This window comes from Afipia sp. GW821-FHT04G03 (assembly GCF_059419985.1).
Genome location: NZ_JBWKSV010000001.1, coordinates 333,854 through 359,334, shown reverse-complemented (window position 1 = coordinate 359,334; position 25,481 = coordinate 333,854). Strand labels below are relative to the sequence as shown.

Sequence of the window (25,481 nt, the reverse complement as noted above, 5' to 3'; positions counted from 1 at the left end):
ATTTTCAAACGCAATCAGCCGCCCATACCGCGAAAATGCGGCGGCGGCGGGCAGCGGTGATGGTGGCGCTCAAAATCATGGGCGCGGATATAGGTCCGCGCCCAGTTCCCGTCAAGTCGTGATCCGTCAACTCAGATCGAAGGATTCCACTGCGCCGGAATCCAGCGATAGCCGGTGCCGTCCTTCTCGAGGTTGGCGAGGCCCGGGAACGGATAGTGGAAGCCTTGCACCCGCATCTTGTCCGCCGAGATCATGTCGAACACCTTGCGGCGCGTCGTCTCTGCCTGCACCGGATCCTGGTCGTACATCAGGTGCCAGCCCGGATTACGCACAAACAGATCGGGATTGTTGGTCACGTCGGATTGAATGAAGACCTTGTCGTCGCCAGACGACAGGACATACGACGTGTGACCCGGCGTATGACCGATGGATTCCACAGCCAGCAATCCCGGCGCGACATCCTTGCCCCACTCGTAAGGCGTAACCTTCTTCTTCAGCGCAGTTTCAAAGACGCGGCGGTTGTTCTTGAAAAGGCCGGTCATCCGGTCACCCGACGCGCGGCTCATCTCGCCGTCATCCATCCAGAATTTCCACTCGGTCGCCGGCACCAGAACCTCGGCGTTCGGGAAAGCGAGTTGATTGTCGGCGGTCAGCAGGCCGTTCACATGGTCGCTATGGAAATGCGAGATCACGACCATATCGACAGTTTTGGGGTCGATGCCCGCAGCCGCCATGTTGGATGCGAACTGGCCGACCACGCCCTTGCTCGACGCGAAGGCGCCCGGTCCATTGCCGGTATCGATCACCACCAGCTTGCCGCCGGTGTTGATAACCAGTGGCGCAAAATTGATGGTGACCTTGTCGCGCGGACGGAAAGCTTTCTCCAGCGCCGCATTGACCTCCTCCTTCTTCGCATTGAGGACGAAGGTGTCGCCGAGCGGGAATGTATTTGCACCATCGGAAACCACGGTGACTTCCGCGTCGCCGATCTTGTAGCGATAGAAACTGGCATTCTGCTTGCCGGCAACGGGTGCGGCGGCCTTTGCGGGAAGCGCGGGCAATAGCGGAGCAGCCGTAAGAGCGGCAGCGCCGGCCAGTGCGTGACGTCGTGTCAAATCCATTGCAGTTCTCCCGGGACGTGAGGTCCGCAATCCTGGACCTCGATTGTTGCGGCTGTTTTGTCTACCGCTTTGTTGCAAATCACTCGCATCGTGCTGCGCATGACAGCGCGTCATGTTAACACCGTTGGAAGCGGCATAATTCCCGATCACAACAAGTTTGAAACGCGGCGGTCACATCAGCATTTTGACGCCCATGATTCCGGGCGCGAGAAGGGCCGCGGCCCAGAGGAAGGCCGAACTGAAATTCGCGATCTGGAATTGCAGGTAAGGCATTTCGACAATGCCTGCGACCAGCGGAACGGTGGCGCGCAACGGTCCGGAAAAACGGCCGATGAAAATGCCGACCACGCCCCATTTCCTCATGAAGGCTTCCGCGCGCGGAAGCATGTCCGGGAAGCTCGACATCGGCCACATATGGGCGATCCGGTCATGAAACTTGACGCCGATCCAGTAGGAGACCCAATCGCCGCAAGCGGCTCCCAGTCCGCATGCGAACCAGATCGGCCAGAAATTGATGCCGCTGACACCGATCAGCGCGCCGATGGAAACCAGCGCGCCCCACGCCGGTATCACGAGCGAGAGGAAGGCCAGCGACTCGGCAAACGCCAAGGTGAAAACAACGGGCGCTGCCCATGTCTGATGGTCGCGCACGAACTCGGCGACCGTACGAGTCATTTCTTCAAACGTCATGCCATGTCCCGATACCGGCTCTTTTGATTTTAATGCCGGTTCCCCAAGGTCCGCATACCACGGCCCCGGCCGCCGTGCCTGCGAACCGCCTGCGTCACATTTACCGCCGCAACCGTGGCATAGTAACAGCCAACGATTCGCGCTCTGATCACGTTCTATCAAGATTTAAGGCCCATGCGTAAGCCATTGAAGAATAAAGATAAAGACTCCGATTTGTTCGCTTCGTCGGGGGCCAAGCCGCGCGCAGCGGCAAAATCCACCGCCCGGCCTGCGGGGGCGGAAGCCGGCTATACGGCGCGTGACATCGAGGTGCTTGAGGGTCTGGAGCCCGTGCGCCGCCGCCCCGGCATGTACATCGGCGGCACGGACGAGAAGGCCCTGCATCACCTGTTCGCGGAAGTCATCGACAACTCGATGGACGAAGCACTGGCCGGCCACGCGACTTTCATCGAGGTCCACCTCGGCGCGGACGGCTATCTGACGGTCGTGGACAATGGCCGCGGCATCCCGGTCGATCCGCATCCGAAATTTCCGAAGAAGTCCGCCCTCGAAATCATCATGTGCACGCTGCACGCCGGCGGAAAGTTCGACTCCAAGGTCTACGAGACCTCGGGCGGCTTGCATGGCGTCGGCGTCTCGGTGGTGAACGCCCTCTCCTCCCTGCTCGTGGTCGAGGTCGCGCGCAACCAGAAGCTCTACCGGATGACGTTCGAACGCGGCAAGCCGAAGGGCAAGCTCGAAGAACTCGGCAAGATCAACAACCGCCGCGGCACCAGCATTCGCTTCAAGCCGGACACTGAAATCTTCGGCGCGAAGGCGATATTCAAGCCGCAGCGCCTGTTCAAGATGGCACGCTCGAAGGCGTATCTGTTCGGCGGCGTCGAAATCCGCTGGCGCTGCGACAAGGAATTGCTCAAGGGCGTCGACGATGTCCCCGCAGAAGATACCTTCCACTTCCCGGACGGTCTGAAGGACTATCTCGGCGCGGCGATCCATGCCGACACGCTGGTGCATCCGGATATTTTCTCAGGCAGGTCGGGGCGCAACGGCGCTCATGGCGCCTGCGAATGGGCGGTGGCCTGGACTGCGGATGCCGACGGGTTTCTCTCGTCCTACACCAACACGGTGCCTACGCCGGACGGCGGCACCCATGAAGCAGGTTTCCGCAGCGCGCTGCTGCGCGGCCTCAAGGATTACGCCGAGCGCGTTGGACAGGGCAAGAAGGCGGGCTCGATCACGTCGGAGGACGTCATGGTCGGCGCAGCCGCCATGCTGTCCGTATTCGTGCGCGAACCGGAATTCCAGGGCCAGACCAAGGACCGCCTCGCCACCGCCGAAGCGCAGAAAATCGTCGAGCAGGCCATCAAGGACCCGTTCGATCACTGGCTGACCGGCAATCCGCTGCAAGCCAACAAGCTACTGGAATTCGTGGTCGAGCGTTCGGACGAACGGCTGCGCCGCCGCGCCGAAAAGGAAACGTCGCGCAAGACCGCCGTCAAGAAATTGCGGCTGCCGGGCAAGCTGGCCGACTGCACCAACAGTGCCACCGAGGGGTCGGAACTCTTTATCGTCGAAGGCGACTCCGCAGGCGGCAGCGCCAAGCAGGCGCGCGACCGCAAGACGCAGGCGATTTTGCCTCTGCGCGGAAAAATCCTCAACGTCGCTTCCGCCACCAAGGACAAGCTGACAGCCAACGCGCAGCTCTCCGACCTGATGCAGGCGATCGGAGCCGGAACGGGTGTAAACTATCGCGAAGAAGATCTGCGCTACTCGCGGATCATCATCATGACCGACGCGGACGTTGACGGCGCACACATCGCCTCGCTCCTCATCACGTTCTTCTACCGGCAGATGCCGCGATTAATCGACGAAGGGCATCTCTATCTCGCCGTGCCGCCGCTCTATCGCCTGACGCACGGCTCCAAGACGGTTTACGCGCGCGACGAAGCACATCGCGACGAGCTTCTGAAGAAGGAATTCCACGCCAACGCCAAGGTCGACATCGGCCGGTTCAAAGGTCTGGGCGAGATGATGCCGGCGCAGCTCAAGGAAACCACCATGGATCCGTCGAAGCGCACCATGCTGCGCGTCGTGCTGGCGACGGAAGATCGTGACGGCACCGCGGATTCCGTCGAGCGCCTGATGGGCACCAAGGCCGAGGCGCGCTTCGCTTTCATTTCCGAAAAGGCGGAATTCGCCAGCGAGGATATGCTGGACGTGTAACTACGCGACACGCCTGAAACCAATTCACGGCTGGCGCGTAGTTCTCGCATGAGAACTCCGTTCCTTACCATCGGCATCCTCGCACTCGTTATCGGGTTGCTTTGGATCGGCCAGGGCACCGGCTACGTTAGCTGGCCGCGATCCAGCTTCATGATCAGCCAGATTCAATGGCCCTATTACGGCGCGGCGCTAAGCCTCGCCGGACTGGTTGCCATCGTGCTTGCACATCGCCAGACGTAACGCCGGAACGACTCTAGGCGGCACGGCATCGATGTGATTTGATCTCCGCGAGCGGCGAAGACCGCAGCGGAGACAACATGCAAAAATCCTTATTCGATCTCACCGGCAAGGTCGCCATCGTCACCGGCGGCAATGGCGGTATCGGCCTCGGCATGGCACGAGGTCTGGCCCACGCAGGCGCCAGTGTCGTCATCGCCGGTCGCAATGAAGTAAAATCGAAAGACGCTATCGGCGAGGTCGAACAACTTGGCGCCAAGGCTCTCGCCGTCGCCGTCGACGTCACCGACAAAGCCTCGGTAGAAAGCATGGTCGATTCCACGCTAAAGCAAATGGGCCGGCTCGACATTCTCATCAATAACGCGGGCATGAGTGTCCGGCATCCCGCACACATGCTCAGCCTCGACGACTGGCACACCGTGATCGATACGAACCTGACGAGTGCGTTTATCTGCTCGAAAGCCGTCTATCCGGCGATGAAGGCCATCGGCGGCGGCAAGATCATCAACATCGGCTCGATGATGTCGATTTTTGGCGCCAGCTTTGCTCCCGCCTATGCCGCAAGCAAAGGCGGCATCGTGCAGTTCACGAAATCGATCGCGTTGTCCTGGGCCGCCGACAACATTCAGGCCAACGCCATCCTGCCCGGATGGATCAATACCGATCTCACCCGTGCCGCGCGCGAACAAATTCCGGGTTTGAACGACAATGTCCTCGCACGAACGCCGGCGAAGCGCTGGGGCACCGGTGACGATCTTGCCGGCACGGCTGTGTTTCTGTCGTCAGCCGCATCCGATTTCGTGACCGGCACCGCGATTCCGGTGGACGGCGGATATTCCACGCAGGGATAGGACATGATCCCGAAAAACGGAATCCGGTTTTCGGAAAGATCAAGCCGAAACAACAGCTACCGCCGGAAGTTCTTGATCTCCGAGAGGCTCCCGTCCTGATAGGTCAGTTCGACCGAAACGGATTTGGTCGACGCCGGGATCTTCATATAGGACGCCGCGCTTTCCGGGATGGCCGACGGATCGCGCGGGTTGCACGGCGGAATCTTGACCACCTTGTCCGGCACCGTCGTGTCGATACCGATGCGCATTTCCCGGATCGCGCAGCGATACGACAGAATTTGCGAATAGTAGACCAGCGGTCCGCTGTAGCCGCCGAACGCAAGCCAGCTGTTTGAGGTCATGTCCAGTAGTTTGCGATGGCTTGCGATCAGCGCGGCCTCGGGATCGAACCTGATCGGAAATGGTCCCTGCATCTGGCCGGTCGGATCGACATAACGCACCTGAATCGTTGCAGCGGGCGCATCGTTCGGTAGTTCGATCGAAGGATTCGGCATACGCCGGCGCGTGCGCGGATCAAGCGCATCGGTGAATCCGGTTTCCTTGAACTCACCGCTCTCGCCGAGGCGCCACGAAATCGCCAGCGTCGGATCGGCGATGGAGAACGCGATCGACCATCCGCCGTTGTGCCGCATGAAACTCGCAATCGGCGCGTTGCCGGAATCGCTGACGATCGGAGGCATGGGTTGCACCGGCAGCGCAGCCACCTGGACCTGTGGCTCGACTGCGATCGCACGATCGCCCTCCTTCGCCGGACGCAGAACAAAGTCGCCGACGATCTGATCGTAATAGGCCGGCGTCTGCATCCGGCTCGCCGCCGCCGTCATCTGACGAACGTCGGACTGGGTCCGCTTGGCGATCTGCACCAGATTAAGTCCGGGCTGCGCAAGCTCACGCACGAAGCTGCGAGTGAATACGGAATTGGGATTGGGATCGTTGTCGTTCAAACGATCGAGCGCGGTCTGTTTGGCGCCGGCGGAAAAGATCACGAACACGCCTTCCGGCGGTGAAATCGGCGCAAGGCCGCCGCTGCCACCGAGGGCGCGCGTTCCGGTCGCCTCAAAAGGATTGTTGCGGCACGCATCGAACACGAAGATCGACGTCCGTGCGCCGCGCGCCTGCAGCCGCGAGATCACCCGTTCGGCGGCGAATGCGCCGTCGCGGATCAGTTCCTCCTGACCTTGTGTAACCGCGGCGATGTCGGTCGGCAGCAGATAATTCTGGCCGTTGATCTCGAACCCATGTCCGGCGAAGAAGAAAAACGCCGTGTCGCCCGGCTCCACGATCTTGTCGAAGGCCAGCATGGTTTCGCTGAAGGCCGTGCGGGTCTGGTTTTCGGCGAACAGCACCTTGAAGCCGAGTTGCTTCAGCGCGTCGCTCATGGTCCGCGCATCGTTCACGGCTTTTTGCAGCCGAGGCACGTTGCGATAGTCGTTGTTGCCGATCACGAGCGCCACGCGCTTTTCCGCGTACGCGGGTGCGGCCAGCGCCGCCGTCAGCGCGGCGAGGCCGAGCAGAAATGTCCCGATCCGAAGCATAGCCATCGTCCTGTCCCCTCGGGCCGCCAATACCCGGTTCTGGCAGCCAGTATGTCATAGTCGTCCGGCGCAAGAAGCCGGTTCAGGGACCGCTGTTTTGATTGGCAAAAAGCCCTTCAACTTATTGTCGTATTAAGGTTTTTCCGGCGTTTTACCCTCAAATTCATTGACTTTTGCCGGATCATGCCTATGTTCCGCTGCAACGCGGCCAGAATCGAAACGCGATTGCCTGGTCAGCTGCCTGTCGGCGAATTTGTCCTCCCCGTGCCCTTAAAGCGTGCCGTTCCGGGGTGAGCGCGACAGATATTTTCCAGAGTCCGGAACGGCGATTTCGACTCGAGGCTCAATGTCCTTTTCCAATCTCGGCCTGTCCGACAAGGTTCTCGCCGCTGTTGCGGCCACCGGCTACACCACCCCTACTCCCATTCAGGAACAAGCAATTCCTCACGTCCTTGCCCGCAAGGACGTTCTCGGCATCGCGCAGACCGGCACCGGCAAGACCGCCGCCTTCGTGCTTCCCATGCTGACGCTGCTTGAAAAGGGCCGGGCCCGCGCGCGCATGCCGCGCACCCTGATCCTTGAACCAACGCGCGAACTCGCAGCACAGGTGAAGGAAAATTTCGATAAATACGGCTCCGGCCAGAAACTCAACGTCGCGCTGCTGATCGGCGGCGTATCGTTCGGCGACCAAGATACCAAGTTGATGCGTGGCGTCGACGTCCTGATCGCAACACCGGGACGGCTGCTCGATCATACCGAGCGCGGCGGCCTGCTTCTCACCGGCGTCGAACTGCTGGTGATCGACGAAGCCGACCGGATGCTCGACATGGGCTTCATTCCCGACATCGAACGCATCTGCAAGCTCGTTCCGTTTACACGCCAGACGCTGTTCTTCACGGCGACGATGCCCACCGAAATCCGGCGCATCACCGAAACTTTCCTTCATAACCCCGTCAAGATCGAAGTCTCGAAGCCGGCCTCCACAGCCGTCACCGTGACGCAGTCACAGGTCGCCGTTGGCCGCGAGCCGCACGAGAAGCGCGAAATGCTTCGGCAGTTGCTGCGCGACGCCAAGGATCTCAAGAACGCAATCATCTTCTGCAACCGCAAGCGCGAGGTCGCGCTCCTCTACAAATCGCTGCAGAAGCATGGCTTCAGCGTCGGTGCCCTGCACGGAGACATGGATCAATCCGCGCGCACCGCTTCGCTCGACCAATTCCGTAAGGGTGAGTTGCCCCTGCTGGTAGCCTCCGATGTCGCCGCCCGCGGCCTCGACATTCCCGAAGTGAGCCACGTCTTCAATTTCGACGTCCCCCATCATCCGGACGACTACGTCCATCGCATCGGCCGCACCGGCCGGGCGGGCCGCTCCGGGACGGCGATTTCGATCGTCAGTCCCGCGGACCAGAAATCGGTCGCCGCCATCGAGAAGCTGATCGGACAACCGATTGCCCGCGCCGACGTCGCTGTTGTCACAGACGGCGAAGCTGCGCCGGCACCTGCCCGCGAACAGCACGCCGAGCGCGCATCAGAGGATCGCAAACCGCGCCGCGATTCCCAGCGGACCCGCGGTGGCCGCAACAAGTCCCGTAAGCCGGAGGGCTCGGACCGGAAGCCGCAGGCTGAAAAGTCCGCACCGGCGCAGGCTCCGTCAATCGGACGCGCCATGCCGCCGCCTGCTGCGCGCGAACAGCATGCCGAGCCCGCAGACCATTCGCATTTGCCGGCGTTCCTGCTGCGCCCGGTTCGCGCCCGCGGTTAACCCGCAACCGATTGACCCGTCTGCGAATTGTTTCGTTTACGGGTCATTCATTCTCGTCCCTTAACGTCTCCTCATTGATTTAGCCATTTTGCTGAACTAGGCAGGCAGAAGCTTGTCTCGAGGGGCACGGAACGTGATCGGCCTGCTGGAAGAACATGAACGCACCATGGCGTTCGCTGAAGTCGCTTTGGGTCAGATCCGATCTTTGCGTCAGACTGCCGTGCCTCGCAATTACGAGATCTGGTACATCTATGCGACCGGGTACAACTCGGCGCTGAACAAGATCATCAACGAGACGCTGGCGCGCAACGGCAAACTCGCGGAATCCGATCTCGAGCAGATCTACGAAACCTACCTTTCCCAGAACCGGACCACAGAGCGCATCGACACCGTCGGCACGCGCGTCATCAACGAAATCGACGACGTGATGAATCTCATCACGGACGCGCTCGGGATGACATCGACGTTCGGGCGCAGCCTCGAGGGCGCCACCCAGAAGCTGTCCAATGCTGGAGACCGCGAGCAGGTGAAGGCCGTGGTGGAAGCGCTTGTGGCCTCGACGCGGGACATGCAGGAAACCAACAGGGCGCTGGAAGCGCGCCTTGCCACGTCGAAGCAGCAGATCAGCAGCCTCCAGCAAAGCCTCGAGACGATCCGCAACGAGAGCCTGACCGATCCCCTCACCTCGCTCGGCAATCGCAAGTTTTTCGATCGCGCCATCGACGCTGCTGTCGCCCATGCCACCGAGACCGGCGAGCCTATGACCTTGCTGATGCTCGATATCGATCACTTCAAATCGTTCAACGACAACTACGGTCATCTCACCGGCGACCAGGTGCTTCGCCTTGTGGCGATGTCGCTGAAGCAGACGATCAAGGGCCAGGACATCACCGCGCGTTACGGCGGCGAGGAATTCGCCGTGGTGCTGCCGAACACGGCGCTGCGACAGGCGCTGACGGTGGCCGACAACATCCGCCGGGCCGTGATGTCGAAGCAGCTAAAGAAGAAATCGACGGGCGAAATTCTCGGCCGCGTCACCATTTCCGTCGGCGTGTCGATGCTCCAGCCCGGAGATGACCGCGACAGCCTGATCGAGCGTGCGGACGCCTGCCTTTATGCCGCGAAACGCAACGGCCGCAACCGTGTCATTTGTGAAGCCGATCCGGAATTCTCGCCGGTCGACCGCATTCAGGTCGCCTGACGCTTCACCTTCCGCGTGGTCTTCTTGCGGCTCCGGACTTTCGGGGCCGTTTTCTTTTGAGCGGTCCGGCCCGCTTTCACCGTCTTCGATTTGGCGAGTTTAGGTTTAGCTACGCCAGATTTGGTCTCGGCTGCGTCGCGCTTGCCTGCCCGTTTTCTGGCCGGCTTTTTGGCGGCGGCGCGCTTCGCCGCGCCCACCGCCTCGCGGGCCCAGACCGCCAGTTCCTCCGGATCGTCGTAGAGCCGTTCCGGCAGGTGCCGATAGGACTTCACAACGACCGTCTTGTTTCTGGTGTCGTACTGAAATGGCTTTGCACCCTCGGCGTCATAGCGAGGGATCGTGATCTCATCGACCCGGAAGATGACACCCGCGCGCAGCGCCATGGCGAAGTTCACGCCATCGGCGACGATGCCATAGCCACTGAACATCCGGCGCAGAACGACGGGGCCAAATTCTGAGAAAAGGTCGATGAGATAGTCGCGGTCCATTCGCGTATTCCGCAAAAGCATGTCCTCGGGCGCGACCCGAGGATGGGAACCGGTTTTGCGATCAGAATACGCGAACTAAAGAGCCAGACTGAACCGATCAGCCGCCGATTTTGGCGGGCGTGAGCTGAACCGACTCTCCGCAGCCGCACGCGCTGATCTGATTTGGATTATTGAAGATGAACTGCGCCTGCATCTTGTCGGCCTTGTAGTCCATCTCGGTGCCGAGCAGGAACAGCACAGCCTTCGGATCGACCAGCACCTTCACGCCCTTGTCCTCGACCACTTCGTCGGTCGGGCGGACCTCGTGGGCATATTCCACGGTGTAAGATTGACCGGCACAGCCGCCGTTCTTGATCCCGACGCGAAGACCGACGATTTCGGAGTCTGCGCGCTCGGACAACTCCTTCACCCGCGACGCCGCAGCGTCCGTCAGGCGCATGACCTGCGGACGGGAACGAACGGCCGGCTTGGCGGCAGGTGTCGGAGCGTTTGGCGTCATAGCAGTCATTTGGTCATTTCCCGCGGCGATTCAATGCCGCCTTCAGTCCAGATTACATGCCGAGTCGATAACGATCTTCAAATCACCACATGTTGAGGACGAGACGCGCTTCGTCCGACATCCGGTCAGGGGTCCAAGTCGGCTCCCAGACCACATTGACACTGACCGGACCGACGCCAGCGACGCTCGCCACGGCATTCTCCACCATGGTCGGCAGTTCGCCTGCGGCCGGGCAGTTCGGCGTGGTCAACGTCATCTGCACGTCCACCGAGCGGTCGTCCTTGATGTCGACCTTGTAGATCAGGCCGAGCTCGTAGATGTCGGCCGGGATTTCCGGGTCGAACACGGTCTTTAGCGCGGCCACGATGTCGGTTCCGAGCCGTTCGGTTTCCTCCGGAGGAAGCGCCGACTGGGTATCGAATTTCAAGGCAGCCGGTTCAGCCGTCTGAATGGTGTCGTTCATGAAAATAGCTCCCGCGCCTTGATGAGCGCCTGCGCCAGCTGATCGACCTCAGCGCGCGTATTATACATGCCGAATGAGGCACGGCACGTCGCCGTTACGTTGAATCGCTCCAGAAGCGGCATGACGCAATGGGTGCCCGCCCGCACGGCAATGCCGCCCCGGTCGATCACCGTCGCCACATCATGTGGGTGCGCGCCCTTCATTTCGAAAGAGATGACCGGTCCCTTTCCCTTGGCAGTGCCGATGATCCGCACAGAATTGATCTCGCGCAGCCGGTCGGTCGCGTAGGTCAAAAGATCGTGCTCGTGCGCGGCGATACGCTCCTTGCCTATGGAATTCACATAATCGATCGCGGCACCGAGCCCGATCGACTCGACGATGGCCGGCGTGCCGGCCTCGAACTTGTGCGGAGGATCGCCGTAGGTCACCCAGTCCTTCGCGACCTCGCGGATCATTTCGCCGCCGCCGTTGTAGGGGCGCATCGCAACCAGGTGATCGTACTTGGCGTACAGCACGCCGATGCCGGTCGGGCCATACAGCTTGTGACCGGTGAAGACGTAGAAATCGCAATCGATGTCCTGCACATCGACGGCAAGATGTACCGCCGCCTGGCTGCCATCCACTAGCACCGGAATGCCGCGTGCATGGGCGAGCTTCACGACGTCCTTGACCGGCACGAGCGTGCCGAGCGCGTTGGACATCTGCGTGATGGCGACAAGCTTGGTCTTCGCCGTCAGCAGCTTCTCGAATTCGTCGATCAGGAAGTTGCCTTCGTCGTCGACCGGCGCCCATTTGATCACTGCGCCGTAGCGCTCGCGCAGGAAATGCCACGGCACGATGTTCGAGTGATGCTCCATGATCGAGAGCACGATCTCGTCGCCGGCCTTGATGTTGGGTTCACCCCATGACGACGCGACGAGGTTGATCGCCTCGGTGGCGTTGCGCGTGAAGATGATCTCTTCGTTGCGCCTCGCATTGAGGAACTGCGCAACCTTGGTGCGCCCGCCTTCATAGGCATCCGTCGCCGCGTTGGCGAGGTAATGCAGGCCGCGATGCACATTGGCGTATTCGGACTTGTAGGCTTCCGTCATGCGGTCGAGCACGGCGGTCGGCTTCTGCGCGGACGCCGCGTTGTCGAGATAGACCAGCGGCTTGCCGTAGACCTTCAGCGCGAGCGCCGGGAAGTCCTGGCGAACACGCTCGACATCATATGAGCCATTGGCGACTGCGGGATGCATGATCAGCCTCGCGTCGCCAGCCATCGCTCGGCGGCCGCGACTGCGAAATCGCGAAGGTTGTCGTCGGCGATCGATTCGATTGCTTCACCGACAAAGGCTGCAATCAGCAGCGATTGCGCTTCCTTCTCGGGCAGGCCGCGCGCGCGCAGATAGAACAGCAGGCTTTCATCGAGCGCGCCCGTGGTCGCGCCGTGACCGCAGGTCACATCGTCCGCGAAAATCTCGAGCTCGGGCTTGTTGTCCGCTTCGGCTTCGTCGGACAGCAGCAGCGCGCGGGTCATCATCTTGCCGTCGGTCTTCTGCGCGTCCGGACGCACGATGATGCGGCCCTGAAACACAGAGTGCGCGCGATCGTCCAGCACCGCGCGGAATACCTCGCGGCTGGAGCAATGCGGCACGGCATGATCGACCACAAGCGTGGTGTCGCCGTGACGGCGGCTGCCGAGCAGGTTGACGCCATTGGTGGCAAGTTCACTGCCCTCGCCGGCGAACGTGATGAAGCCCTGATAACGGCTGACATTGCCGCCGTTGGTCAGGTTGAATGAATTGAGCTTCGCCTTCGCGCCGATCGTGAAGACACCGGTTGTGACGTTGGCCGCGTCGAGCGCATCCTCCATCAGGCGAACGTGCTGAAGCTCCGCGCCGTCGCCGACCCAGATCACAACGGAGTCGTGGGTCTGATAGGCTTTCGCGCCTTCAGCGGCTACGAAGCTCTCGATGAAGCTGACGCGCGCGTTCTTCTCAATCTTGAGGAACGAGCGCGTAACAAGCGACGTTCCGGAATTCGTGGCCACGTGAACGACATGGATCGGCTTTGCCAGCGCAATACCTTCGGCCACGTCGATCACAACGCCGTCCGTCGCGAGCGCGGCGTTCAGCGAAATCATCGCATCCGACGCGACATTGGTCAGCAACAGATCCGCGCGCGCCTTGTTGTTGGTATCCTCGAGAATCTCGCGCAGGACGCGGACCTGGACGCCGGCTTCGAGCGACGCCGTGTCCGACAGTTGTGGCGCAAACACGCCATCGACCAGAACAAGCTTCTGCGTGCCGTCGATGCCGAGCGACTTCACAGCCTTCGTAGCGCGCGCAAGCGCCGCCTGATCCGGCGCAGGGGCCAGCGGCGCTATCTCACGCAGCAATGCGCGCAGGTCGGTGTATTTCCATTCCTCGATACGCCGGTGCGGCAGGCCAAGACGCGCGAAGTTGTCGAACGCTTTCTGCCGCACGTCCGCAACGGCGCCGGTTCCGGGCAAGCGGCTGCGGGCCGCGGCGAACAGTTCGCCGGGCGCATGCTCCGTGGTGGGTTTGACCAATGCGACGTTCATAATGGATTACGCTGCCTTGTCTTCGAACTGCGCGTAACCGGACTTCTCCAGCTCCAGCGCCAGTTCCTTGCCGCCGCTCTTCACGACGCGCCCCTTGGACATGACGTGGACGAAGTCCGGCACGATGTAGTTCAGCAGGCGCTGATAGTGGGTGATGACCACCATCGCGCGCTCCTTCGAGCGCAACGCGTTGACGCCGTCAGCCGCGACACGCAGCGCGTCGATGTCCAACCCTGAATCCATTTCGTCGAGGATGCACAGACTCGGCTGGAACAGCGCCATCTGCAGCACTTCGTTGCGCTTCTTTTCTCCGCCGGAGAACCCGACGTTGACGCCCCGCTTCAGCATATCCATCGGGATGTTGAGCGATTCAGCGACAGAGCGCACCTTCTTCAAAAAGTCCGGCACCAGAAATTCCGGCTCGCCGCGCGCCTTGCGCTGCGCGTTCAGCGCAGTGCGCAGGAAATTCATCGTGGTGACGCCGGGAATTTCCACCGGATACTGGAACGCGAGAAACACGCCCTTGGCGGCGCGCACGTCCGGCGCCATCTCAAGCAGGTCTTCGCCACGGAACAAGATTTCGCCGGCGGTCACGTCATAGCCCGGCTTACCGGCGATGACATGCGAAAGCGTCGACTTGCCGGAGCCGTTCGGCCCCATGATGGCGTGAACTTCACCCTGATTCACGGTGAGGTCGAGACCATGCAGGATCTCGTTATCTTCCACCTGAACCTTGAGGCCTTTGACTTCAAGCAACGCGGTCATCCAACACTTCCTTCCAGCGAGATCGAGATCAGCTTCTGCGCCTCGACCGCAAACTCCATCGGCAATTGCTGCAACACGTCCTTGACGAAACCATTGACGACGAGCGCCACGGCCTCTTCCTGCGAAAGTCCGCGCTGCACGCAATAGAACAACATGTCTTCGGAAATCTTCGACGTGGTCGCTTCGTGTTCGAACAGCGTCGATGAGTTCTTGGCTTCGATATACGGCACGGTATGCGCGCCGCACTTGTCGCCGATCAGCAGCGAATCGCACGCGGTGAAGTTGCGCGCGTTCGTTGCCTTCTTGTGAGCGGTGACAAGGCCGCGATAGGTATTCTGCGAGACGCCCGCGGCGATACCCTTCGAGATGATGCGGCTGGTCGTGTTCTTGCCCAGATGAATCATCTTGGTGCCGGAATCGACCTGCTGGTAACCGTTCGAAATCGCGATCGAGTAGAACTCGCCGCGCGAATTGTCGCCGCGCAGGATGCAGCTCGGATATTTCCAGGTTATCGCCGAGCCGGTCTCCACCTGCGTCCACGAAATCTTGGAATTCTTGCCGCGGCAGTCACCACGCTTGGTGACGAAGTTGTAGATGCCGCCCTTGCCTTCCGAGTTGCCCGGATACCAGTTCTGCACCGTCGAGTATTTGATCTCGGCATCGTCATGGGTGACGAGTTCGACCACGGCAGCGTGCAACTGGTTTTCGTCGCGCTGAGGCGCGGTGCAACCTTCGAGATAAGAGACGTAAGCGCCCTTGTCGGCGATGATCAGCGTGCGCTCGAACTGGCCGGTGTTGCGCTCGTTGATACGGAAGTAGGTCGACAGCTCCATCGGGCACTTCACGCCCGGCGGCACGTAGACGAAAGAGCCGTCCGAAAACACCGCCGAGTTCAGCGTCGCAAAATAGTTGTCGGAGGTCGGCACCACGGTGCCGAGATATTTCTTCACCAGATCGGGATGCTCACGGATCGCTTCCGAGATCGGCATGAAGATCACGCCGGCTGCCTTCAGCTCGGCCTGGAACGTGGTCGCTACCGACACCGAGTCGAACACGGCATCGACGGCGACGCGGCGTTCGGCCAGTTCGTTGCCATCGGCGTCCCGGCGCACAACGCCGGCGAGCATTTCCTGCTCTCGCAGCGGAATACCGAGCTTCTCGTACGTCTTGAGAATTTCAGGATCGACTTCGTCGAGCGAAGCCAACTCCTTCTTCTTCGGCGCGGAGTAGTAATAGAGATCCTGATAATCGATCTTCGGATAATCGACGCGCGCCCAGGTCGGCTCTTCCATGGTCAGCCAGCGGCGATAAGCCTCGAGACGCCACTCAAGCATCCACTCCGGCTCGTTCTTCTTCGCTGAGATGAATCGGACAGTGTCTTCCGAAAGACCCTTTGGAGCCTTCTCGGATTCGATGATGGTCTCGAATCCATAACGGTATTGATCGACGTCGATCTGGCGAACCCGATCGACCGTCTCTTGTACGGCCGCCATTTAAATCCTCCGCTCGCGGTTTCAAGGACCGCGGTGGAACCGCGTAAGTTGTATCGGACTGGAATGCACGCAATGCGTGAAGGTTAGAACCGTTCAAGCCCGATTGCATGAGCCTTACCTAATACACCTGAGAGCTTTATCCAAGCCTCAAGGCACCAATCGACGTCCGCTTCGGAGGTGTTCCAGCCCAGACTGAGGCGAATAGCTCCATTGACCAGAGCCGGATCGGCCCGCATCGCCTGCAATACGTGGGACGGCTGCACCTTACCTGAGGAACAGGCCGATCCAGATGAGACGGCGACGCCTTCGAGATCGAAGCCAATGACGGCGGTTTCCGCCTTCATGCCGGGCGCGGATACCAGCGTGGTGTTCGGCAGTCTCGGAACGGCGTCCGAGAAAATCACGGTTCCCGGATGCGCCTTCAGGCCTGCCTCAAGCCGCGCCTGAAGCGCCTTCATCCGAGCCGCATTGGCGTCGGCGGATGCCATAGCCGCCGCCACGGCCGCTCCAAACCCGGCGATCCCGGTGACATTCTCGGTTCCCGCCCGGCGGCCCTGCTCCTGCCCGCCGCCACGCACCTGTGCTTGCAGGCCAAACAGACCCTCGGCCACGACCACTGCGCCGACCCCCTTGGGGCCGCCGACCTTATGCCCAGAAACCGTGAGAACATCGGCTCCCAGCGCCCTGATATTGATTGGTATTTTCGACAACGCCTGCACCGCATCAACATGCAGGATTCCGCCGGCCTCGTGGACGAGAGCGGCAACCTCGGCAATCGGCTGAATCGCCCCGGTCTCGTTGTTGGCCAGCATGACCGAGACCAGCGCCGGGGGCTGGCCGGCCAGCAGGCTCCTCAGACCATCGAGGTCGATGACGCCCGAGGCCAGTACCGGCGCGAGTTCGATCGATGCCTGGCCGAATCGTCCGCCCGCAAGGACCGAGGGATGCTCGATGGCTGAGACGATCAGTCGCTGCGCGGCGTCTCCGCCGCCCCGGCGCAAACCGGGACTCAGCGCCAGCGCGTTGGCTTCCGTTCCGCCCGAGGTGAAGACGACGTTGCGCACATCGCCGCCGACAGCAGCTGCGATTGCGGCGCGCGCGTCCTCCACCAGCTTGCGGGCTGCACGGCCTTCGCTGTGGACCGACGACGGATTGCCGCTGACGTCGAACGCGGCGGCCATCGCGGCGCGGGCTTCCGGCCGCAGCGGCGTTGTCGCATTCCAGTCGAGATAGACCCGCTTACCCATGATGTCCGATGATCCAGCCTAATCCCGAGCGTGGGACCGCGTGGGTTTAGCTCACAATTGCATGAAAATAAGCAGCAATTCGGGCCGAACACGGGAGCCGCGCTGGCTCAATATGCTTGCTTTTTGCCCCTTGCCCCATGCTAGAACGCGGCACCCGTTCACCGCGCCACGCCGCTCGTATGACAAACCGCGAGACATGTCCCGTTCGCATCGGCCAGCCGGCCCGTACAACGATGCTTCAAAGGAACTTTGATGCCTGAGGTTATTTTCACCGGCCCTGCCGGCCGTCTTGAAGGCCGCTATCACCCGGCGAAGCAAAAGAACGCGCCCATCGCGATGGTGCTGCATCCGCACCCGCAGTTCCAGGGCAACATGAATCACCCGATCGTGTATCAGGTCTATTACGCCTTCGTGGCGCGCGGCTTCTCGGTGCTGCGCTTCAACTTCCGCGGCGTCGGCCGCAGTCAGGGTCAGTTCGACCACGGCACCGGCGAATTGTCGGATGCCGCGTCGGCGCTCGACTGGGCACAGACCATCAATCCCGAAGCGCGCGCCTGCTGGGTCGCGGGCTTTTCGTTCGGCGCATGGATCGGCATGCAGCTTCTGATGCGGCGTCCCGAGGTCGAAGGCTTCATCTCGATCGCGCCTGAGCCGAACCGTTACGACTTCTCGTTCCTTGCACCCTGCCCATCGTCCGGCCTGATCGTTCATGGCGACAAGGACATCGTGGCGCCGGCGAAGGACGTCACGACGCTGGTGGAGAAGCTCAAGACCCAGAAGGGCATCGTGATCGATCAGCAGGTCATTCCGGGCGCCAACCACTTCTTCGTCGACAAGATGGAGCCGCTGATGGAATCGGTGACGTCCTATCTCGACATGCGGCTCGCCAACGTCCGCTGACGACAATCGCATTTCAAAACAAAATGGCGCGGATGAGGGATCATTCCGCGCCATTCTTGTAACTGGACTAGCGCCCTTAAGCAGCGGCGCGCTGATCCAGCTGGGAAAGGTACGACTTGTGCTTCTTCATGAACGCAGTCAGCAACGCCGGGTATTCGGCGCTCACCGCATCGCGGACTGACGCCCGCTCGCGCAGGCTCTTGCGCCAGCGCGCGATCTTCGGCTTGTCGGCGAGAATGCCGAAATCTCCGATCGCATCGATCGTATCGAAGTAACGGAACACGGGCGCGAACACCGCATCGACCAGCGAGAACGTGTCGCCGTCGAACCATGGCCCTGCAACAAGCCGCGACTCCAGCCGCGCAAACTTGTCCGTCGCCTGCTTCACCTTCACGTTGAACGCGGCTTCGTCGGTCACCGTCTCCAATCCCCAGACGTCGCCCAGCACGGCCGAGCCGAATTCCATCCACGCGCGATGCTCGGCGCGGGTCAGCGGATCTTTCGGATGCAGCGGATTGGTAAGGGTCTCTTCGAGGTATTCAAGAATGACCGCCGATTCGAAGACAGCCTTGTCGCCGACTTGCAGCACCGGCACCTTGCCGAGCGGGGAAATTTTCAGAAACCAGTCGGGCTTGTTATCCAGATCGATATCGATTCGTTCGAACGGCACGCCTTTCTCTTTCAGAGCAATCACGGCGCGCTGAACATAGGGGCACAGTTTGTGACTGATGAGTTTGAGCTTCTCGGTCATTGGTCGTCTCCGGAACTGCGAACGTCGCGGATCGCTTTCGACACACGGCAACGCGTCACGCGAACGGCGCCGCGCGCGCTCAAAAACAGCTGGGTAGCCAAAAACATGGCCTCTGCGATCTGCATGGGAATCTCGATTAATGCACTTGCATCTTTATAGGCGGCGCGAACCGCCGCCGTCAAGATAGATGCAAATGCATGTAATCACGGTTTCGCGAGGACACCCCCGGTCAGCGGCGCGGGCACACCGGTCGTTCCCGGAAACGTCAGCGGCAAACCCTTGAGGCTCCGAACGGCCATATAGGCGAAAGCCTGCGCTTCGATGGCGTCGCCGGACCATCCGAGATCGCTGCCGCGCGTGACTGCGGCTGGCGCCAGGCGCTCGCCAAGCATTCCCATGAGCGTCGGATTGCTCGCGCCGCCTCCAACCACAATCCAGTGGGTGGGCAGGTTCGGCAACATCGGCGCGATCATCGCGATCGAAGCCGCAGTAAAGGCCGTCAGCGTCGCAGCGCCGTCTTCCGTGCTCATGCCATCGGCGGTCAGCGTCGCGAAATCGTTTCGGTCGAGCGACTTCGGCGGCGGTTTGGCGAAGAATGGACGGTTCAATGCCTGCGCGATCCACGCCACATCGGCGCGCCCCTTGGCTGCAGTGCGTCCGTCGCGATCAACCGCCTCGCCCGTCCTGCGCAGCATGAAATCATCGAGCAGTGCGTTGCCGGGGCCGGTATCACAGGCGATCAGCGTGTCGGCGTCGATGTACGTGATATTGGCGACACCGCCGATGTTCACGATCACCACCGGCCCCGAATGATCCATCATCCGCGCCAGCGCGCGATGATAGACCGGCACCAGCGGCGCGCCCTGCCCGCCTGCGGCAACATCCGCCGCGCGCAGATCGAACGCCACCGGAATGCCCAGCTCTTTCGCCAACACATCGCCGCTGCCGATTTGAACGGTCAGCTTCTGTTCGGGACGATGCAGCACCGTCTGACCGTGAAAGCCGATCACATCGACGGAGTCATGAGATAGATGATGGGCCTTGAGAAAACTCTCGACCGCTTCCCCATGCGCGCGCGTGACCAGCGACTCTGCGTCCTTCAAAGCACCGGGACGGGCATCGCGATTGGTCATGGACACGGCGTCGGCAAGCGCCTTGCGCAATAGGTCGCGCTCGCTGTCCGAATAGGGGCGATAACCTGTCGGCCCTAACGCGCCGATACGTTCGCCGTCCGTTTCGATCAGCGCAACATCGACCCCGTCGAGGGATGTGCCGCTCATCAGCCCAATCGCCTTCAGCAACGGCCTCTCCTTCGGGCAGATCGCCCTCAATCATGGTTTTGCACGCCTCCTGGCCGCAAAACCGGAATACGCGCTCGGTTGAATCCGACGCCGGACCTGATACACCACAGGCCCAAACAAAACGCTAAATAGCTCAATCGTCAAAGAGTGCCTTCATGAGCGCCTACAAGTCCGATTTCCTGAACATCCTCGAAAGCCGCGGTTTCATCCATCAAATCTCTGATGCCGCCGGCCTCGATGCGCTCGCCGCCAAGGGCGATGTGACGGCGTATATCGGATACGATTGCACGGCCTCGTCCCTGCATGTCGGCCATCTGCTCTCGATCATGATGCTCCACTGGCTGCAGCAATCCGGCAACAAGCCCATCGTGCTCATGGGCGGCGGCACCACCCGCGTGGGCGATCCGTCCGGCCGCGATGAGACGCGCAAGCTTCTGACCTATGAGCAGATCGACGCCAACAAGGATTCCATCAAGGGAACCTTCACGAAGCTCATCCAGTTCGGCGCGGGCAAGAACGACGCCGTCATGGCCGACAACGCGGAATGGCTGACGACGCTGAACTACATCGAAATGCTGCGTGATGTCGGCCGCCATTTCTCGATCAACCGCATGCTGACCATGGACTCGGTCAAGATGCGTCTGGAGCGCGAGCAGGAACTCTCGTTCATCGAATTCAACTACATGATCCTGCAGTCCTACGATTTCGTCGAACTGTCGCGGCGCTACAAGTGCAACCTGCAGATGGGCGGCTCCGATCAGTGGGGCAACATCGTCAACGGCATCGATCTCGGCCGGCGCATGGGCACGGATCAGCTTTACGCACTGACATGTCCGCTTCTCACCACATCCTCCGGCGCGAAGATGGGCAAGACCGCCGCTGGCGCCGTCTGGCTCAACGCCGACCTGCTCAGCCACTACGACTACTGGCAGTTCTGGCGCAACACCGAGGACGGCGATGTCGAGCGCTTCCTGAAGTTGTTCACGCTGCTGCCGCTCGACGAGATTGCAAAACTCGCCGCGCTCAGGGGTCAGGATATCAACGAAGCCAAGAAGGTGCTCGCGACAGAAGCAACAGCGCTCATTCGCGGACGCGAGGCGGCGGACGCGGCGTCGGAAACGGCGCGCAAGACCTTCGAGGAAGGCGCCATTGCAGGCGACCTGCCGACGCTCGAAATTCCGCGCACGGAATTTGAAGCCGGCGCGCCCGTGCCGGGACTGTTCGTCAAGGCCGGTCTCGTCGCATCCAACGGCGAGGCGCGGCGTCAAATCAAGGGCGGCGGCCTGCGCGTCAATGACGTTCCGGTCACCGATGAAAAGATGGTTCTGACGCCGAAGGATCTCACGCCGGAAGGCGTGGTGAAGCTGTCGATGGGCCGCAAGAAGCACGTGTTGCTGAAACCGGTGTGATCGCCGGTCGTCCCTAGCCTCGGCTAACCATCGTCATCATGGTCGCGGACATGGTGGCGATCAGCTTCTCGCGACCGTCATCGCTGGCATAGGCATGACCTTCCGAGACGACAAGCGTGCGTCCCGGCTTCACGACATTGCCGACAAAACGGAATGTCTGACCTTTGGCGAAAGTCGGTCATCAATTGTTGGGCGTGGCAAAATCGGCGGGAACGTTTTGCTTGCCGGTATTGAAATCGAATATCTTGCGGAACACGCCGGGCGCCATCGCTGAAATCGGATTGACCCGGAGAACCGGCGCGCCGGGAGTACCGACGACTTCGTAGGTAATTCCGATCAAGCCTTCGTTGCTGCCGCCGCCCAAAAACAAACCGACAATTGGAATCTGCCCGAACATGTTGTTCAGGCCGAACAGCGGAACGAACGTGCCGCTCATCTTCACCTGATTGACGGGATAATCGATGATGCCTTCAATGGTTGCACCGATTGTCGGTCCACGAAGAATGCCATCCTTGACACGCAACTGGCCGCTCTGCCGGGTAAACTCCGCGCGCATGCCCGAGAAACCGACGCCCTGCGAGTTAGCGCCGGGCGCATTGGCCACCGCCCTGTCGAGCGCCGCTTCCCCCTTGATGGTGAAATCGCGGACATTCAGCAATCCTTCCTGCGGCGAGGATTCTGCCGTCGGCGGATCGACTGCGAGCCACATCTTGCCGCCGTTCATCTTGGCGTAGGTGTCGCTGAACCGGAAGAACGCACCGGCGTCGTTTGTTTCGAGATACATCACATCGCGTCCCTGCGCGCGTCCGCGCAGATCGCCGATCAAGGCCGTGTCGCGTCCCAGCTTGCCCGTGAGCGAGAACGATCTGATCGCTCCATTTCGACGGGATAGCTTCAGATCGACGCTGCGAATGGCTTCGCCATAATAGCCCGCAAGCGCGCCGAGCTTCGCGTCGATATCGATGTCGAAGCTCTTCGACTTTTCCTTTGTGGTCTGATCCCTGCCCGACATCGCGCTTTTAATGAAGCCGCGACCGTCGAACACGTCGCCGCGCATCGTGACCTTGAGCGTCCCGTCCGGAGCACGCTCAGCCTTCAGGTTTGCCTTGTCACCTTCCGACGGGGCGAACGTCGGAAACGACACGCTTACCAGATCGTTCTTGTCATCGACTTCAAGCGTACCCTTGATCGAGGTCCCGTTGCCCTCGATGACAATGTCCTCGAAACGCGTGCCCTGAGGTTTCTGCACGACGTTGAATGTGATCTTCGTGGATTTGCCCGCAACCTTGGTCCAGCCGGGCAACACGTTGTCGATACGAGCAGCGGTCAGATCGGCCTCGACACCGAAGCGATTGTCGCCGTCGCCGCCGGCGATCTTTCCGGTCAGCTTGACGGGAATGTTGCCGCTGACGCCTGATCCGAGGTCAACGCCAAGACGCGCGCGGGCGGCATCGTCGAGGATGGCGGCGACCCGCACGTCGGCATCGCCTTCGTTGTTCTTGCGATAATCCAGCGCGGCGGGCTGACCGCCGATCTTGACGTCGCCCTTCACGCGATAGCCCTGATTGTCAGCCACGACCTTGAGCGAGTTCGCTTCGAGTTTTTGATTCATGGCGAGCTTGTCTACGGCCAGCGCACCCAGATCGAGATTGATCGAATAGGTCGTGTCGGCTTTCGTCAGCGCGTTCTTCAGCGGCATCGCGAGCGTCACGATTGCCGAGATCGTGCCCTTGCTCGAATTGGGGTCGATGGTCGTGTCTCCGACGTCGCGCAGCCGCTCCGATTGCAGGATTTCCGCCGCCGCAGGCACCGGGCCGTCGAGACGAAAGCGCACACGCGTGGGCGCCGGCTTGGGCGCGAGATCGGGCACCTCAAACAGCAGATCCGAAATGTTGAGCCGCCGCCCTGCCGGCGTGTCCACCGCGCCCTGACCCACCGTGACATTGACGGTCCGGCCGCTGACGCGTCCCTTCATGTCCGCATCGCGGACCGACGGCATGTCATCGACAGGACGGATCGTCAGGCCGCTCGCGGCGAAATTCACCGACAGGCCGTCGTCCGGAATCGGCGGACCGCCACGCACGAGTGTATGAAGGGGCGCATTTACCGCGATATCGAGCCGCTGGACCGTTCCGCGATCGACACGTTCATTCAGCCATTCCCGCACTTCAGGCACGACAAGAACCGGCCAGATGCGCTTCAACACCGAGACGGGCATCGGCGTCGCCGCCATTCCGAGCGTCAACCGCGCCTCGCCGGAATAGTCGATGCTTCCGGAACCGGCGATTCCGATCTCGCCGTTGCTGATGTCGCACTGGGTCATCAGCACGCGGCGGTTTTCGGTGTCGAACCGCAGACGGATCGCGATGCGGTTGAAGATCGACGGGCTTTCGCCGTTCTCTCCCGCCAGCAAGATCGTTCCGCCACTGAGACCGAGCTGCCAGTTCGGGATGGTGTCGTTGGGCGGCTCGAGATGCGCGAGCATGGTGATGCGGTTGGCGCCTGCGTAGATGTGAAACGGTGCGACCATGACGCGGCGGCCGGCATCCCACTCGACGCGTGCGTCGGCGTGGTCGATCACCATCGGATAGTCCGGCACGTTCAGGTCGACGATAGTGCCCTTGCCCGCGACAATCTCGCCCCGGAAATATGTTGGCAGTCCATCGCGGCCGATCTCGCCCTTGAATTCGCCGCTGAGCGGCATGTCCGCCGCATAAGTGAAATCCTTCAAGCGGGCGGCGAGCAGCAGGTTGTTGGTTGGAACCTTGTTGGCGCTAATGTCGATCGACCGGACGCCGTTCGACGGCGCGCCCACGGCGACCTTCAGTTCCCAGCCATTCTTGCCTTCTTCGCCAACGCTCAATGCAGCGCCGCCGCCGGGCGGCCGCCGCAGGCTGAGGCTGATATTCGTGAAATTAATGACGCCGCCGTTGCGCTGATCCTCGACCGTCAATCCGCCGTTGCGCAACCCGATCTCGTTGAGGCTTTGGCCGTCGAGACCTTTGGCACTAAGGCTGTCGAGCCAGTCCAGTGCAGCGAGCAAGCCCCCGGCACCATTCGAGGCCGCAGCGGAGGTCGCCGAGACGGTCGGCGGAGCCGGCGATGCCTGGAACGGCAGCGGCGCAGGTGTCGAGGCGGCTTGCGCCGCGGGCTTGACCGCAACCTTTCCCGTCGCGAGCGGGCTGTTGCTTTGACCCGTAGAGACAATCACGCGACCGTCCGGCGTGATGCGTACCGCAAGCTCCGCGCCGACCAGGCGAAGCGTTTCAGCACGGAGATGTCCTGTGAGCAGCGCCGAGCCCGAGAGCCGCACTTCCGCCTTCGGCGCGCTGGCGACGATATTGCGGTCATGATCCCGCACCACGATGTCACGCAGCCGGACGGCTATCCTGACGCGGCCGGCGCGCTCGATCTGCGTGCCTCCGACTTCAACGGTATGATCGTGTCCAAGATTTTCCTCGATCGCCGATGCCAGCCATGGCGTCATGACGTCGAGATTGACGGGACCCGCACCGAGCCTGAGCCACAGCGCACCGAAGCCCGCTGCGAAAACCACGCCCAGCGACAGCAGGCCGATAGCGGTTCGCCCGACCCATCGACTGCCGCTGATCCAGCGGCGCACTCCGCGAAACCAGTCTGTGACCCGATGAATTCCGATGCTCGGCCGGTTCAGAAGTCTGACTGCACGGTCGCACGCCGCATCGTCGTGGTGATTCCATCCGGAATCATCCCAATGCCGGTGCTCGTCTACGGCCTTTGCCAAGGCTTTCTGGGGCTCGGAACTCGGCATTGCCTCTCGGTACTATGGTCAGCCTGGTCGCGCCGGGCATCGAATGAATATTCACTTCGTCAGAGGCGATGCTGCCAGCCTAATGGTCCAGTCTTAGTTTATGGTGTCGTCAATGGTTCGACCGGTGGCCTGAGAGTCGTGGAGTCAATATTGGCGATCACCATACCCCGGAGACGTCAGATTTGCCCA

21 protein-coding genes are annotated in these 25,481 nt (G+C 61.3%); 7 read left to right on the top strand and 14 right to left on the bottom strand.

The annotated features are described in order from the left end of the window. Positions 1-131: 131 nt before the first annotated feature. Both AC07UB_RS01790 and AC07UB_RS01785 read right to left on the bottom strand, forming a co-directional pair. Positions 132-1,121 (bottom strand): MBL fold metallo-hydrolase, encoded by a 990-nt coding sequence (locus AC07UB_RS01790; RefSeq protein WP_492789319.1) that lies wholly within the window; start codon positions 1,119-1,121, stop codon positions 132-134. A gap of 171 nt (positions 1,122-1,292) precedes the next feature. Beyond that, positions 1,293-1,811: a DedA family protein gene (locus AC07UB_RS01785; protein WP_492789320.1), complete on the bottom strand. Its 519-nt coding sequence runs from the start codon at positions 1,809-1,811 to the stop codon at positions 1,293-1,295. A 174-nt stretch (positions 1,812-1,985) separates the two neighbouring features. Here AC07UB_RS01785 and parE point away from each other — a divergent pair, with 174 nt between their 5' ends. The 3 genes from parE to AC07UB_RS01770 all read left to right on the top strand — a co-directional run bounded on the left by parE (position 1,986) and on the right by AC07UB_RS01770 (position 5,122). Continuing rightward, complete coding sequence (parE, locus tag AC07UB_RS01780) at positions 1,986-4,034, top strand: DNA topoisomerase IV subunit B (protein WP_494652350.1); 2,049 nt, start codon at positions 1,986-1,988, stop codon at positions 4,032-4,034. Positions 4,035-4,082: 48 nt separating this feature from the next. Further along, the gene (locus tag AC07UB_RS01775; RefSeq protein ID WP_494652352.1) at positions 4,083-4,274 is read left to right on the top strand and encodes a hypothetical protein; all 192 of its coding nucleotides are present in this window, start codon (positions 4,083-4,085) and stop codon (positions 4,272-4,274) included. A gap of 77 nt (positions 4,275-4,351) precedes the next feature. Then, positions 4,352-5,122, top strand: coding sequence for an SDR family NAD(P)-dependent oxidoreductase (locus AC07UB_RS01770; RefSeq protein WP_494652354.1), 771 nt, complete (start codon positions 4,352-4,354; stop codon positions 5,120-5,122). 56 nt (positions 5,123-5,178) lie between these two features. On the opposite strand, the gene AC07UB_RS01765 is transcribed toward AC07UB_RS01770, so the two are convergent. Further along, a complete protein-coding gene (locus AC07UB_RS01765) occupies positions 5,179-6,663 on the bottom strand; it encodes a caspase family protein (protein ID WP_494652356.1) in 1,485 nt (494 codons plus the stop codon). Positions 6,664-7,003: 340 nt separating this feature from the next. Here AC07UB_RS01765 and AC07UB_RS01760 point away from each other — a divergent pair, with 340 nt between their 5' ends. Beyond that, complete coding sequence (locus tag AC07UB_RS01760) at positions 7,004-8,419, top strand: DEAD/DEAH box helicase (RefSeq protein WP_494652357.1); 1,416 nt, start codon at positions 7,004-7,006, stop codon at positions 8,417-8,419. 133 nt (positions 8,420-8,552) lie between these two features. After that, complete coding sequence (locus AC07UB_RS01755; RefSeq protein ID WP_492789326.1) at positions 8,553-9,620, top strand: GGDEF domain-containing protein; 1,068 nt, start codon at positions 8,553-8,555, stop codon at positions 9,618-9,620. Here AC07UB_RS01755 and AC07UB_RS01750 read toward each other — a convergent pair. From AC07UB_RS01750 to AC07UB_RS01715, 8 genes are all read right to left on the bottom strand, one after another. After that, positions 9,608-10,108 (bottom strand): TfoX/Sxy family protein, encoded by a 501-nt coding sequence (locus AC07UB_RS01750; RefSeq protein ID WP_494652359.1) that lies wholly within the window; start codon positions 10,106-10,108, stop codon positions 9,608-9,610. The two genes, AC07UB_RS01755 and AC07UB_RS01750, sit on opposite strands and share 13 nt — an antisense overlap. A 97-nt stretch (positions 10,109-10,205) precedes the next feature. After that, positions 10,206-10,616, bottom strand: a complete 411-nt coding sequence (locus tag AC07UB_RS01745; protein WP_494652361.1) for a HesB/IscA family protein — start codon at positions 10,614-10,616, stop codon at positions 10,206-10,208. Positions 10,617-10,689: 73 nt separating this feature from the next. Continuing rightward, positions 10,690-11,070 (bottom strand): SUF system Fe-S cluster assembly protein, encoded by a 381-nt coding sequence (locus AC07UB_RS01740; RefSeq protein ID WP_492789329.1) that lies wholly within the window; start codon positions 11,068-11,070, stop codon positions 10,690-10,692. Next, positions 11,067-12,314, bottom strand: coding sequence for a cysteine desulfurase (locus tag AC07UB_RS01735; protein ID WP_494652708.1), 1,248 nt, complete (start codon positions 12,312-12,314; stop codon positions 11,067-11,069). Before AC07UB_RS01735 ends, AC07UB_RS01740 begins: the two co-directional genes overlap by 4 nt. Further along, the gene (gene sufD / locus AC07UB_RS01730) at positions 12,311-13,636 is read right to left on the bottom strand and encodes a Fe-S cluster assembly protein SufD (protein ID WP_494652363.1); all 1,326 of its coding nucleotides are present in this window, start codon (positions 13,634-13,636) and stop codon (positions 12,311-12,313) included. Before sufD ends, AC07UB_RS01735 begins: the two co-directional genes overlap by 4 nt. A gap of 6 nt (positions 13,637-13,642) precedes the next feature. Further along, positions 13,643-14,401 (bottom strand): Fe-S cluster assembly ATPase SufC, encoded by a 759-nt coding sequence (gene sufC, locus AC07UB_RS01725; RefSeq protein ID WP_492789331.1) that lies wholly within the window; start codon positions 14,399-14,401, stop codon positions 13,643-13,645. Further along, positions 14,398-15,894, bottom strand: a complete 1,497-nt coding sequence (sufB, locus tag AC07UB_RS01720; protein ID WP_492789332.1) for a Fe-S cluster assembly protein SufB — start codon at positions 15,892-15,894, stop codon at positions 14,398-14,400. The genes sufC and sufB overlap by 4 nt, the downstream gene beginning before the upstream one ends. A gap of 83 nt (positions 15,895-15,977) precedes the next feature. Next, entirely contained in the window at positions 15,978-17,141 is a 1,164-nt protein-coding gene (locus tag AC07UB_RS01715) for a cysteine desulfurase family protein (RefSeq protein WP_494652365.1), read from the bottom strand. Positions 17,142-17,393: 252 nt separating this feature from the next. Here AC07UB_RS01715 and AC07UB_RS01710 point away from each other — a divergent pair, with 252 nt between their 5' ends. After that, the gene (locus AC07UB_RS01710; RefSeq protein ID WP_006020406.1) at positions 17,394-18,041 is read left to right on the top strand and encodes an alpha/beta hydrolase; all 648 of its coding nucleotides are present in this window, start codon (positions 17,394-17,396) and stop codon (positions 18,039-18,041) included. A 76-nt stretch (positions 18,042-18,117) separates the two neighbouring features. Here the strand turns inward: AC07UB_RS01710 and AC07UB_RS01705 are convergent, their stop codons facing one another. Further along, positions 18,118-18,792, bottom strand: a complete 675-nt coding sequence (locus tag AC07UB_RS01705; RefSeq protein WP_492789334.1) for a glutathione S-transferase family protein — start codon at positions 18,790-18,792, stop codon at positions 18,118-18,120. Between the two features lie 203 nt (positions 18,793-18,995). Beyond that, positions 18,996-20,093 carry an anhydro-N-acetylmuramic acid kinase gene (locus tag AC07UB_RS01700; protein WP_494652366.1) on the bottom strand — a complete coding sequence of 366 codons (1,098 nt, stop codon included), beginning with the start codon at positions 20,091-20,093 and terminating at the stop codon, positions 18,996-18,998. A 155-nt stretch (positions 20,094-20,248) separates the two neighbouring features. Between AC07UB_RS01700 and tyrS the strand changes: the two genes are divergently transcribed. Further along, complete coding sequence (gene tyrS / locus AC07UB_RS01695) at positions 20,249-21,502, top strand: tyrosine--tRNA ligase (RefSeq protein WP_494652368.1); 1,254 nt, start codon at positions 20,249-20,251, stop codon at positions 21,500-21,502. A 181-nt stretch (positions 21,503-21,683) separates the two neighbouring features. On the opposite strand, the gene AC07UB_RS01690 is transcribed toward tyrS, so the two are convergent. After that, a complete protein-coding gene (locus tag AC07UB_RS01690; protein ID WP_492789337.1) occupies positions 21,684-25,292 on the bottom strand; it encodes a YhdP family protein in 3,609 nt (1,202 codons plus the stop codon). Between the last annotated feature and the right edge of the window lie 189 nt (positions 25,293-25,481).